This window comes from Bradyrhizobium lupini, from assembly GCF_040939785.1.
Lineage (GTDB): Bacteria > Pseudomonadota > Alphaproteobacteria > Rhizobiales > Xanthobacteraceae > Bradyrhizobium > Bradyrhizobium canariense_D.
Map to the genome: position 1 here is coordinate 5,904,631 of NZ_CP162553.1, position 12,075 is coordinate 5,916,705.

Consider the following 12,075-nt stretch of genomic DNA (forward strand, 5'->3'; position numbering starts at 1 on the left):
CTTGTGTTCCCGCCTTTACGCTTCCAATTGCTTGCCGAGCGGAAGGCTGCGGATGCGCTTTCCGGTCGCGGCGAAGATGGCGTTCATCAGCGCCGGCGCGAATGGCGGGACGCCAGGCTCGCCCACGCCGCTCGGCGGCGTGTCGGGTCCTGGCGGCACGATGTAGACGTTGGTCACCGCAGGGGATTCGTCGATCCTGAGGACCTGGAAGTCGTCGAAGTTCTTCTGCTGCACCTTGCCGTCCTTGAAGGTGATCTCGCCGTATTTGGCGAGACTGAGCCCCATGATCGCCGCGCCCTCGATCTGGGAGGCGATGCGCTCGGGGTTGACATAGGTGCCGCAGTCGATGGCGGTGTCCACCCGCGGCACCGCCAGCTTGCCCTTGTCGTCGACGGCCACCTCGACGATGGTCGCGATATAGCTGACGAAGCTGCGGTGCACGGCGATGCCGAGGCCATGGCCCTTCGGCACTTGACGGCCCCATTCGCCCTTCTCGGCGACCAGCTCGACCACCTTGCGCAGGCGCGCGGTGTCGATCGGATAGCTGTCCAAGGGCTCGCCGTAGTTCCACATGTCCTTCACGGCGGGCTTGACGATGCGCGGGCTCCCGATCAGCGCGAGCAGCGTCTCCTTCTGGTCGCGGCCGGTCGCATGGGCGATCTCGCCCACCATCGACTGGACCGCGAAGGCGCGCGGGATGTTCGAGACCGAGCGGAACCAGCCGATGCGGGTGAACGCCGCGGCTTCCGGGTTCTCGCAGGAGATGTTAGCGATCTCGAACGGCATGTCGACGAGGCCCATGCCGAGCTCGAAGGGCGCCTCATGCTTTGCACCCGCCGCGAACGTCGAGGCGATGCTCGGGGCCACGCTGCGATGGCGCCAAGCGATCACCTTGCCGCTCTTGTCGAGCCCCGCCTCGATCCGTTCCACGGAGACCGTGTGCAGGAAATCGTGGCGGACGTCGTCCTCGCGCGTCCACTGCACCTTGACGGGTACGCCGAGCTCCTTCGACAGCAACGCGGCCTCGAGCGCAAAGTCGCATTTCGACTTGCGGCCGAAACCGCCGCCGAGCAGCGTGACGTTGACCGTGACATTGCCCTCGGGAATGCCGAGCGTCTTCGCGACGTCCTCGCGCGTACCGCCCGGGCTTTGCACCGGCGCCCAGATCTCCGCCTTGTCACCCTTGACGTCGGCGACCGCCACCGGCGGCTCCATGCTGACATGAGCAAGATGCGGCAGATAATATTCGCCGACGACGACCTTGTCGGCGCCCTTCAGAGCAGCCTCGGCATCGCCTTCCTGGCGCACCACAAGGCCCGGCTTGCGCGAGGCCTCCTCGAGCTCCTTGCGGTAGGCGACGGAATCGTATTTGCCGTTGGCGCCATCGTCCCAGGTCAGCTTCAGCGCGTCGCGACCCTTGATCGCCGCGCCGGTATTGCGCGCGATCACGGCAACGCCGCCGAGCGGCTGGAATTTCGACGGCCACGGCCAGCCGCGCACCTCCATCACCTTCTCCACGCCCGGGACCTTCAACGCCGCGTCCGGATCGAACGAGACCAACTTGCCGCCGGTCACCGGCGGGCGCGCGATCACGGCATACTTCATGCCAGGCAGCCGCACGTCGGCGCCGTAACGCGCTTTGCCGGTGGTGATGTCATGGAGATCGACGATGCCGATCTGGCCCTTGCCGAGATAGCGGAAGTCCTTGGGGTCCTTCAGCTTGAGCCCTTCGATGCTCGGGACCGACTCCTTGGCAGCGTCGGCTGCGAGCTCGCCGAACCCGAGCTTGCGGCTCGTCGCGCTGTGGACGACTTCGTGATTGACGGCCTTGACCTCGGTTGCCGGCACACCCCAGCGTTTCGCGGCGGCCTGCTCAAGCATGGTACGGGCGGAGGCACCGATCTGGCGCATCGGCATCAGATAATGCCGCGTGCTGCGCGAGCCGTCGGTGTCCTGGTTGCCGAACTTGACCTCGTCGCCATGGGCCTGTTCCACCTTGACCCGTGACCAGTCGGCTTCCATCTCCTCGGCCACGATCAGCGGCAGGCTGGTGCGCACGCCCGTTCCCATCTCGGCGCGGTGGGCGAGGATGGTGACGGTGCCGTCGGGCGCGACCGCGACGAATACGCGCGGATCGACCACGACGCCGTGCGGCATCTTGCCGGCGCCGGTCTCGTAGGCGAACGCCTGGCGCGACATCACGGGCGCCGCGAGCACAAAGCCGCCGGTGATGCCGAGCCCCTTCAGGATGCTGCGGCGCGAAACCTTCTCGACCTTGATGTTCTTCTCGAAGCCACGAAGCTTCTTCGGGTTGTCGATGAAATTCATGTCACACTCCCGTCGATGCGAGATGGACCGCATTCTCGATGCGCTGGTAGCAGCCGCAGCGGCAGATGTTGCCGGACATCGCCTCGCGGATCTGGTCGTGCGACGGCTTCGGGTTGTCCATCAGCAGCGCAGCCGCCTGCATGATCTGGCCCGCCTGGCAGAAGCCGCACTGGGGTACGTTGACCTGACGCCAGGCCTTCTGCACCGGGTGATCGCCGTTCGGATGCAGTCCCTCGATCGTCGTGATCTCGCGGCCGGCGACGTCGTTGATCGACGTGATGCAGGCGCGCACGGCTTCCTTGTCGACGATAACGGTGCAGGCGCCGCACAGGGCCTGGCCACAGCCGAACTTGGTGCCGGTCAGCCCGGCCTCGTCGCGCAGGAACCAGAGTAGCGGGAGATCCGGGTCGCCGTCCCAGCTCTGTTCCTGGCCATTGATCTTCACCTTGATCATGATCGTTCCTCGCTCTTCATAAGCTTGCCGATTTCAGATTTTCCAGATGCCGGTCGATGGAACGCCCGCTGCGCGGCGTCGCGTTCCAGCCGTCCTCCCGCGCGGGCAGATCCCGGCAGGACTCAGAGGAATGCCAATGTCATGTCCGGATGTGCTCGATACCTCCCGTCGTGTTCTTGATTATTGAATTTCGCGCGGCATCGTCACGACGCGATCGTAGCAGGATCGCTTCGGTCTGGCGTTCACAGCCAAGTGTTTTCCAATCAGCTGTTCTCGACGGGAAAAGATTGCAACGAAGGTTTGTCAAAAGCAGGGCGCCCCATCGCGCCGCGCGCCTCTCGAGATGGGCGCACTAAAAAAGAGCTTCGTCCGCCAGAAGACCTGTGCGGACGAAGCAGGATGCCTCAGTCGAGGGAGGGAGAAACGCAGGCCGCGGACTTCAAGCCGGAAGCCGGCGGCCCTGCGCAGTCATTCAGAGACCAGGACTGAGGGAGTTGACGGTCCCCACACAAGTGCAGTTGAAAAGCGGCGGCATCGCCGCGATTGTCCCGGGCCGGCTCCGTCCGCTCGCTGGGTGTGGTGGAACGCGAGCGGACGGGGCGCAGCAAACGTCAGGCGACCTTTGCTCAGGCGGCCTTTGCTTAAGCGGCCTTGGCTTTCGCCACGTGGGTCGCGATCGCGTCCATCAGCGCCGGTGACAGGCAGTCATAGGGCTCAAGTCCAAGCTCCTTGAACCGAGCCCGTATTCCGCCCATCTGCTCCGGCTTCACGCCCGATTCGATCACCGACGAGACGAAGGCGGCGAATTGCGGCGCCTGCGAACCCTGCTCCTGGAACAGTTCGGGGTGGATGAAGTCGAGGCCGTAGAACGGGTGATCCTTGTTCTCGATGCGGCCGTACATGTGCGTGCCGCAGGCCTTGCAGGCGTAGCGCTGGATCGTCGCCGATGGATCGACGATCTGGAGCTTGTCGCCGTTCTCGAGCACGGTGACGTTCTGGCGGGGTACCACGGCGACGACGGAGAAATTCGCCCCCTGCGGTTTCCAGCACTTGGTGCAGCCACAGGCGTGATTATGCGCGACGTCGCCCTTGACGGCGACCTTGACCTGATGGTCCTTGCATTTGCATGCGAGCGTGCCGCCGGCGAAGCTGCCGCTGCCCTGTTTGATGCCGTTATCGATCGAGGGATGGAGTGCAACAGTCATGGGTCGATCCTCCTTGGGGTGACGCTTTTCGAACTAGAACACGACGACTGAACGGATGGACTTGCCCTCATGCATCAGGTCGAAGCCTTTGTTGATGTCTTCGAGCTTGAGCGTGTGGGTAATCATCGGGTCGATCTGGATCTTTCCGTTCATGTACCAGTCGACGATCTTCGGCACGTCGGTGCGGCCCCGCGCGCCGCCGAAGGCGGTGCCGCGCCAGTTTCGCCCGGTGACGAGCTGGAACGGGCGGGTCGCGATCTCCTTGCCGGATTCGGCAACGCCGATGATGATCGAGGTGCCCCAGCCGCGATGGCAGGCTTCCAGCGCCTGGCGCATCACCGTGGTGTTGCCGGTGCAGTCGAAGGTATAGTCGGCGCCGCCGTCGGTCAGGGTCACGAGATGCGGGACGATGTCGCCGGTGATCTTCTTGGGATTGACGAAGTCGGTCATGCCGAACCGGCGTCCCCATTCCTCCTTGGAGTCGTTGATGTCGACGCCGATGATCTTGTCCGCGCCAGCCATCTTGGCGCCCTGGATCACGTTCAGGCCGATGCCGCCGAGGCCGAACACGACCACGTTGGAGCCCGGCTCGACCTTGGCGGTGTTAACGACGGCGCCGACGCCCGTGGTGACGCCGCAGCCGATGTAGCAGCTCTTGTCGAACGGCGCGTCCTCGCGGATCTTGGCGACCGCGATCTCCGGCAGCACGGTGAAGTTCGAGAAGGTCGAGCAGCCCATGTAGTGGTAGATCGGCTTGCCTTTGTAGGAGAATCGGCTGGTACCATCGGGCATCACGCCTTTGCCCTGCGTCGCGCGGATCGCGGTGCAGAGGTTGGTCTTCTGGCTGAGGCAGCTTTTGCATTGCCGGCATTCCGGCGTGTAGAGCGGGATGACATGGTCGCCCGGCTTCACCGAGGTCACGCCAGCACCGATCTCGCGGATGATGCCCGCGCCCTCATGGCCCAGGATCGACGGGAAAATTCCCTCGCTGTCGAAGCCGTCGAGCGTGTAGGCGTCGGTATGGCAGATGCCCGTCGCCTTGATCTCGACCAGGACTTCGCCGACCTTTGGTCCTTCCAGATCGACTTCGACGATCTCGAGCGGCTTCTTGGCTTCGAAAGCGACGGCGGCACGTGTCTTCATCTTAAGCTCCTTAAATTCCAGCAGGGCGCCCAGATCCAGGTCCTGGTCGGGCTCCGCACGTTCATTTCTTGCCCATGCACGAATCTTCGTTCTTGGTATAGGCGTCGTTCTTGTCCTCGTGCTTGCCGGGTCTTGTGCGGCCCCAGGCCTCGTTGGAGCGGGCGCGCAGGTAGACGTAGAGATCGTCCATGTAGCAGGCGACGTTCGGGTTATCGCCGAAGGCCGGCATCACGTTCTCTGCAGCAGTCGAGATGTTCTTGCGGCCGGAGGCGACGACGCCGAGAAAATCGGCATAGCTCATCGTCTTCAGCGAATCCTTCAACGCCGGGGCGTAGGTCGAGCCCATGCCGTCCGGGCCGTGACACACATGGCAATCCGAGTGATAGCGGCGGTATCCGGAATAGGTGTACCAGTCGACGGATCCGTCGGTGATCTTGTAGGTTGGGTTGCCTTCCTTGTCGGACCATTCGCCGGTTTCGTTCTGCTTGACGGCAGTCGGGTCACCTGATCCGTCAGCGACGGCAATTCCCCCGGACGCGACCAAGAACATCGCAGCAATGGCAGAGCAGATTTTACGCAAGAGATTTTCCTCGGAAGGCATTCGGTGAGACGAGCCGGCGCGTGGAGTTGATCCACGCGCCGGAGCGATGCTGAGAGGCCTAGTTGGGCAGCGAGAACACGGTCAGCGTACCGCCGAGTGCCGTGTAGTTGCTGAGCGCCGCGTAGCCACCGACGGCGCCGAGACCGGCGGTCGGATCGGTCAGGCCTGCCGCCAGACCGATGCCGGCCCAGCCGCCCACGCCGGAGAGCACTGCGACATACTGCTTGCCGCCGTTCTCATAGGTGGTGACGTTGCCGATGATGCCGGAGGGAGTCTTGAACTTGTAGAGCTCCTTGCCGGTCTTGGCGTCGACTGCCTTCAGGTAGCCTTCGAGCGTTCCGTAGAACACCACGTTGCCCGCGGTTGCGAGCGCACCCGACCAGACCGAGAACTGCTCCTTGTTCGACCAGACGATCTTGCCGGTCTTGCCGTCCCAGGCGATGAAGTTGCCCATGTGGGTTTCACCCTGTGGCGGATACATCGAGAGCGTTGCGCCCACGTAGGGCTGACCCGCGGTGTAGCTCACCTTGAACGGTTCGTAGTCCATGCAGACGTGGTTGGTCGGAACGTAGAACAGCTGCGTGTCCGGCGAGTAGGCTGCCGGCTGCTCGTCCTTGGTGCCGAGCGCGGCCGGGCAGATGCCCTTCACGTTGTGGTCCTCGCCCGCCTTGTCGGTCGAAGCTGCATCGAGCACCTTCGGGCGGCCGTAGGTCGGCGAGTTCTTGTCCATGTCGACGCCGGAGGTCCAGTTCACCTTCGGATCGTACTTTTCGGCGACCAGAAGCTCACCGGTGGCGCGATCGAGCGTGTAGCCGAGGCCGTTACGATCGAAATGCGTCAGCAGCTTGCGCGGCTGGCCGTTGATGGCCTGGTCCGAGAGGATCATCTCGTTGACGCCGTCATAGTCCCACTCGTCGTGGGGCGTCATCTGATAAACCCACTTGGCCTGGCCGGTGTCAGGGTTGCGAGCCCAGATCGTCATCGACCATTTGTTGTCGCCGGGACGCTGCTTCGGATTCCAGGTCGAGGGATTGCCCGACCCGTAATAGACGAGGTTCAGCTCGGGGTCGTAGGAGATCCAGCCCCAGGTGGCGCCGCCGCCGATCTTCCACTGATCGCCTTGCCAGGTCTTCAGGCTCGAGTCCTTGCCGACCGGCTTGCCGAGTGCGGTGGTCTTCTCTGCGTCGACCAGGATCTGATCGTCCGGTCCTTCAGAGTAGCCGCGCCAAGCCAGCTTGCCCGTCTTGATGTCGTAGGCGGTCATATGGGCTTGAACACCGAACTCGCCGCCGGAGATGCCGATCAGCACCTTGTCCTTGACGACCATGGGGGCCGAAGTACCGGTCTCGCCCTTGCTGGCGTCGCCGTTCTTCGCGGTCCATGCCACCTGACCGCTCTTGGCATCGAGCGCGACGAGCGTGGTGTCGGCCTGATGCAGGAAGATCTTGCCGTCGCCATAGGCCAGGCCGCGGTTGACCGTGTCGCAGCACATCACTGGAATGACGTTCGGATCCTGCTTCGGCTCGTACTTCCAGACGATCTTGTTCTCGTTGGAAAGGTCAATAGCGTAGACCTTGTTTGGGAACGGCGTGTGGACGTACATCATGTTGCCGATGATCAGCGGGCCGCCTTCGTGGCCGCGCAGCACGCCGGTCGAGAAGGTCCAGGCGACCTGGAGCTTGCCTACGTTTTGTGCGTTGATCTGGTTCAGCTTGGAATAGCGGGTGTTGGCGTAGTCGCCGGTCGGCATCACCCAGTCTTTCGGGTTCTGCGACATCTTGAGCACTTCGTCGTTGGCCGACGCGCTGCCGACGGCGAGAGCCGCCGCGGAGCCAAGATAGGCCGCGAGTAGTACCTTGCGCATAGTCATTCCTCCATTGGTCTCGTTTATTGTTTCCGAAGCATTGCTTAATCGCCGGGCTTTTCGTCCGGCGTCTGCTCGTGCAGGGCGGTCACGATTGGGACCAGAAACGATGCTGTGGTGTTTCCTCCTCCTGATGAGAGCCACGGGTCCACGTGCGGAGCGGCCCGTTCTTGTTGTTCCTGATACAATCCCTAACGACTTCGTCATCGGGAAACTTGCCCAAGAGAGAAGCTGGTTTGCTTGACAGCGCACGGGTCGGAAGTTTTTGATTTTGCAGTAGCGAATTCAGCGGCTTCCGCAACGCTTTGGCTGCGCCTTCACCGCTCAGGTTCCCCTTGACGGCGCTGCAACTAAGGCGGAGGATTAACTTACAAGGGTGGCAATGGAACGATGGCGCTCGTTCTAGAAGATCGCTCAAAATCGAGGTAAACGTCACGCAATCACGGTTCAGGGCTCCGGCAGCGCGGCTCGCGATTCGCGTCAAATCTCCGGATCAAACCAGTGGCTGGATTAATGTCCGACACGATTCACACGCTCTCGACGACGGGCATGACGCCGAAACGTCAGATCCAAAGCTGGATCGACGGGCTGACCAGCCTGTGTGGGCATTTCGACGTCGATCCGCTGGAAGCGTCTTCGCTCGAAGGCCGCATCGACTACACCAGCGTCTCGCGTCTGAAGCTCTGCCAGATCGAGGTCAGCCAACATCGCATCGCGCACACGCTGGCGCGCGCCAAGGCCAATGAACACCCGTATATCAAGATCCACTTCCAGACTTACGGCGTGTCCTATTTCGAGCAGGAAGGCCGCCACATCGAGCTGAACCCGGGCGACATCATCGCCTATGACGTCTCCTGTCCGCATTCGATCATCAGTCCCGCTTTCACGCGCCATGACGTGGTGATCGTGCCGAAGGCGCTGCTGCGCGACCGTGGATTCCCGTCGCAGCGAATGCCCGCCTGCAAATTGACCTCACGCACGGGGACGGGGCGCATCGCCCATGATTTCGTCCATGCGACCTTCGACGAGGCGGCCAAGCTGTCGGCGAACAGTGCGGTCGGCGTCGCCGATTCGCTGATCGACCTCTTGCTGCTGCCGCTGCGCGAGGCCGACACGATGCTCGATCGCGTCGGACCCGAAGCGACCTATGTGCGCGCGCAATTCTTCATCCGCGAGCATTTGCGCGATCCGGATCTGTGCATCGACCAGATCTCCGGCGAACTGGGCTGCTCCAAGCGTTATCTGCACATGCTGTTCTCGGAGCGCGGCACCACGGTGAGCGACTACATCTGGCAGGCGCGTCTTCAGAATTGCCGCCAGGAGCTCGAGGCCCACGCCGGCAAGACCATTACCGACGTCGCGTTCTCCTGGGGCTTCTCCAGCTCATCGCATTTCAGCCGGGTGTTCCGGAAATATTTCGGCGTAGTGCCGTCCTCGATCCACAAGGCGCAACAGGGCGCGGTTGCGGCGGACGAGCACTAGGCAAACGCCAGGTTCGGAGTCGACGCGACGGTTGACCGTCACGCGCCCGCGATGTCTCTCATGCCGATATGGCGATGTAGGGAATGCTGGTCAGGAGAGCGACGAGCAACACCGCGTTGCCCAGCATTCCACTCCAATGCAGTCGGCGTAGCCGGCGCGGGGCCTCGGCATCGCCGGCGTCCCTGGCGCTGAGCTGTTCGTCCATCTGTTGCATGAACCAGCGGCGCCCATAGATCGCCAAGGCTGCAAGGAGGCCAACGCCCATCGCTGCGACCAGACGACCGTCGAGCAGGAAAGCGACCGCTCCGATGATTCCGGCAACGCGCATCACCAGAAAATGCGCATTGAACATTCCGCGCAAAAGCTGGGCGACGGGCTGGATATCCAGCTTCACCAGCAGGAAGGCCGGAGACGCCAGGGTGAAATAGCCCATCGGAAAGAGTAGGATGATCATGACGGCTACGGCAACGCCATCCGGTGTCATGGGATCGGCCTTTCTCGTCCGCGCCGGCGAGACCTTCCCGCCAGCGTCGCACAATCATAGCGGGAAAATGCGCTTCCGGCACTAGGCTTTGGTCGGATGCCGCGCTGCGAAGGGCGTCTTGCCTCGCGGTTCAGGCGGGTTCGAGGCCGAGCGATCGCGCGCTCTCGATCCAGATCGGCAGCTCGCGCTGATACAGGGCGTTGGTTTCCTTGAAGCCGATCGCGGGTTCGAGCACGAACGTGTTGAGAACCTCCTTCACCTTCGGATCGCTGTTGGCAGCGACGCAAAGCTCCGCCAGGCGGTCGACGACCGGCTGCGGTGTCGCTTTCGGCACGGCCCAACCGGAGAAGCCGCTGACGGTGAAGAATTTCGACGTCGCGCCCTGCTCGGGGAGGGTCTTGATATCAGGGATGGCGTCGACCTTCTTCGAATGCACCGCGAACACGGTGCCGCGATCGCTTTGCAAGACCGATTGCGCTGCGGTGTAGCTGCCCATGGCCACATCGAGCGTACCTTCCAGCATGCCCGTCCACATCGGGGCTTCGCCGCGATAGTGGATCGGCTCGATGGCAAGGCCATACTGCTTGTTGAGCTCGTGGACCGTCATGTGCGGGGCCGAGCCCGCGCTATAGGTGCCGAAGTTGACCTTGCCGCTCTTGCGCGCAAAGGCGACGAAATCCTCCAGCGTCTTGACGCCGGTTTTTGGGTTCGCCACCAGCAACAGGCCGGCGCCCGGAATGACGCTGACCAGCGTCAAATCCTTGTCCATGTCGTAGCCGGGTCTTCATCACCACCCGGTTCATGATGTAGGTGGTCGAGATCGAGCACAGGATTGTGTGGCCGTCGGGCTCTGCGCGGGCGACCTCCGCCGTCCCAATCGCGCCGGCGGCACCGGGCTTGTTCTCGACGACGACGGTCTTTCCGACCTGCTTGGCAATGAATTCACTATAGGCGCGCGCGAGCAGATCGGTCTGTCCGCCGGCGGGATAGCTGCAAATCATGCGGATCTGCCGCGATGGCCACGCAGCCTGCGCCGAGGCGCCACGCGAGACGAAAGGCATCGCGAGTGTGGTGGTGCCGGCGGCGATGAAGCGGCGGCGATCGAGTTTTGCGGACATGATTCTCTCCCGGGTTGTCGCCGACGGTACTGCATCGGGTCGCCTCTGCCATGGGTGGCTGGCGAGACAGATTGGCGCATTCGAAGGGCCGCGCTGGGTGCGCCAGCTGTCCACTAGCGCTGAATGATCTTCAACCAGACGTCGCCAAGGATCGCAGGCTCCCGCGGCGGCAGATAGCTCAGCCCCGCCTGTGTGCCGAATTCGGCGATCTTGCCCTCGGCAGCAAGCCCGGTCAGCGCCTTGTTGACGGCGTCGAGCAGTGCGGGATCGCTGGCCAGCCCGACATAGCCGCGATTGGCCCCGATCGGATAGTAATAGCCGGACGCGGTGATCGCCGTGTCGGGGTGCGCGGCGCGATGGGCGTCGAAGCGGCCGAGGTCGATCAGCGTCGCGTCATAATCGCCACGGGCAAGTGCGCCGAGGAGATCATCGCGGCCGGGGACGAGATGCGTGATGTCGTCGATCAGGCGCCCCTTGTCGAAGGTCATGAGGATCGCATCGCCGAGCGAGCCGCTCTCGATGACGAGGCGCAGGCCGGCGAGATCTCCGATATCGCCGATGTTGCGACCCCGCGCCTTCGGCCCGAGCACGACCGTCATCGGCGAGTAGACATAGGGCTGGCTCGGCGCGAGCACGCCGAGCGCGACGCGGCGGCGCCTGTCGTCGCGCGTGGCGCCGGCAAAATCCGGCAGGCGCGCCGTTTTCATGCCGGGCTTGACGAGGGAGTCTGTCGTCAGCGCGTAGCCGCCGACGAGCGAGCAGCGTCCGTCGGACAGCAGCGCATTGGCCTCGAGCTGCGGGCTCGAATCCTCGTCCAGCTTGCTCTCGAACCACTGGATCGTCAGCGGTCGTCCGAGCCGATCGGCGATCGCCTGCGCCAGCAGCACGTCGAAACCCGAGCCGGGCTTGCCCTTGTGATGCACGGAGAGCGGCGGCCTGTCCTCGTCGAGACAAATCTTGAGCGGATCGTCGGCCGCGCGTGCAGCTGCGGCCGCCGCCGCGAGAATCGCGGCAATGCTCCAAACGGCCAGCCAGCGCCTCATGGTTTTCTCCGGCTCGAGATGAAGGCCCAGAGATTCCCGATCTCCTCGTCGCTGAGAATGTCAGCCCAGGGCGGCATCTTGTTGTTCTTGCCGTTCTTCACGGTGGTGACGAAGCGCGTCTTGTCGTCGGGGAAGGCGCGCAGGTCCGGCGTGATGGTGCCGGGGTTCATCATGTTGGGGCCGTGGCAGTGCGAGCATTTCTCGGCATAGGTCGACTTGCCGTGGTCGATCTGTGCCTGCACGGGATTGCCGGTTGAATCATCCGCGGCACGAACGGTCGCCGCAAGCGCGACCGTCAGCACCGCGACGGCGGCGAGGATCGCCACCGTCTTGTGAGATAGCTTTCTCAGCAT

10 protein-coding genes and 1 pseudogene are annotated in these 12,075 nt (G+C 63.4%); 1 reads left to right on the top strand and 10 read right to left on the bottom strand.

What is annotated here, in order from left to right; genetic code table 11:
- Positions 1-15: 15 nt before the first annotated feature.
- From AB3L03_RS27980 to xoxF5, 6 genes are all read right to left on the bottom strand, one after another.
- Complete coding sequence (locus tag AB3L03_RS27980; RefSeq protein WP_085384846.1) at positions 16-2,328, bottom strand: molybdopterin cofactor-binding domain-containing protein; 2,313 nt, start codon at positions 2,326-2,328, stop codon at positions 16-18.
- A 1-nt stretch (position 2,329) separates the two neighbouring features.
- Complete coding sequence (locus tag AB3L03_RS27985; protein ID WP_007601363.1) at positions 2,330-2,782, bottom strand: (2Fe-2S)-binding protein; 453 nt, start codon at positions 2,780-2,782, stop codon at positions 2,330-2,332.
- A 641-nt stretch (positions 2,783-3,423) separates the two neighbouring features.
- Positions 3,424-3,987 carry an S-(hydroxymethyl)glutathione synthase gene (gfa, locus tag AB3L03_RS27990; protein WP_018460308.1) on the bottom strand — a complete coding sequence of 188 codons (564 nt, stop codon included), beginning with the start codon at positions 3,985-3,987 and terminating at the stop codon, positions 3,424-3,426.
- 33 nt (positions 3,988-4,020) lie between these two features.
- The gene (locus AB3L03_RS27995) at positions 4,021-5,130 is read right to left on the bottom strand and encodes an S-(hydroxymethyl)glutathione dehydrogenase/class III alcohol dehydrogenase (RefSeq protein WP_018460307.1); all 1,110 of its coding nucleotides are present in this window, start codon (positions 5,128-5,130) and stop codon (positions 4,021-4,023) included.
- Between the two features lie 61 nt (positions 5,131-5,191).
- Entirely contained in the window at positions 5,192-5,680 is a 489-nt protein-coding gene (locus AB3L03_RS28000) for a c-type cytochrome, methanol metabolism-related (RefSeq protein WP_007601366.1), read from the bottom strand.
- 109 nt (positions 5,681-5,789) lie between these two features.
- A complete protein-coding gene (gene xoxF5, locus AB3L03_RS28005) occupies positions 5,790-7,595 on the bottom strand; it encodes a lanthanide-dependent methanol dehydrogenase XoxF5 (protein ID WP_018460306.1) in 1,806 nt (601 codons plus the stop codon).
- 513 nt (positions 7,596-8,108) lie between these two features.
- Between xoxF5 and AB3L03_RS28010 the strand changes: the two genes are divergently transcribed.
- On the top strand, positions 8,109-9,077 hold the full coding sequence (locus AB3L03_RS28010) for a helix-turn-helix domain-containing protein (protein WP_007601369.1): 969 nt from the start codon (positions 8,109-8,111) through the stop codon (positions 9,075-9,077).
- A 58-nt stretch (positions 9,078-9,135) separates the two neighbouring features.
- On the opposite strand, the gene AB3L03_RS28015 is transcribed toward AB3L03_RS28010, so the two are convergent.
- The 4 genes and pseudogenes from AB3L03_RS28015 to AB3L03_RS28030 all read right to left on the bottom strand — a co-directional run bounded on the left by AB3L03_RS28015 (position 9,136) and on the right by AB3L03_RS28030 (position 12,075).
- Positions 9,136-9,561: a hypothetical protein gene (locus AB3L03_RS28015; RefSeq protein ID WP_085350671.1), complete on the bottom strand. Its 426-nt coding sequence runs from the start codon at positions 9,559-9,561 to the stop codon at positions 9,136-9,138.
- Positions 9,562-9,691: 130 nt separating this feature from the next.
- Positions 9,692-10,679, bottom strand: a pseudogene (locus AB3L03_RS28020) (Bug family tripartite tricarboxylate transporter substrate binding protein).
- A 113-nt stretch (positions 10,680-10,792) separates the two neighbouring features.
- Positions 10,793-11,722: an ABC transporter substrate-binding protein gene (locus AB3L03_RS28025; protein ID WP_085350563.1), complete on the bottom strand. Its 930-nt coding sequence runs from the start codon at positions 11,720-11,722 to the stop codon at positions 10,793-10,795.
- Positions 11,719-12,075, bottom strand: coding sequence for a c-type cytochrome (locus tag AB3L03_RS28030; protein WP_018460302.1), 357 nt, complete (start codon positions 12,073-12,075; stop codon positions 11,719-11,721). The genes AB3L03_RS28025 and AB3L03_RS28030 overlap by 4 nt, the downstream gene beginning before the upstream one ends.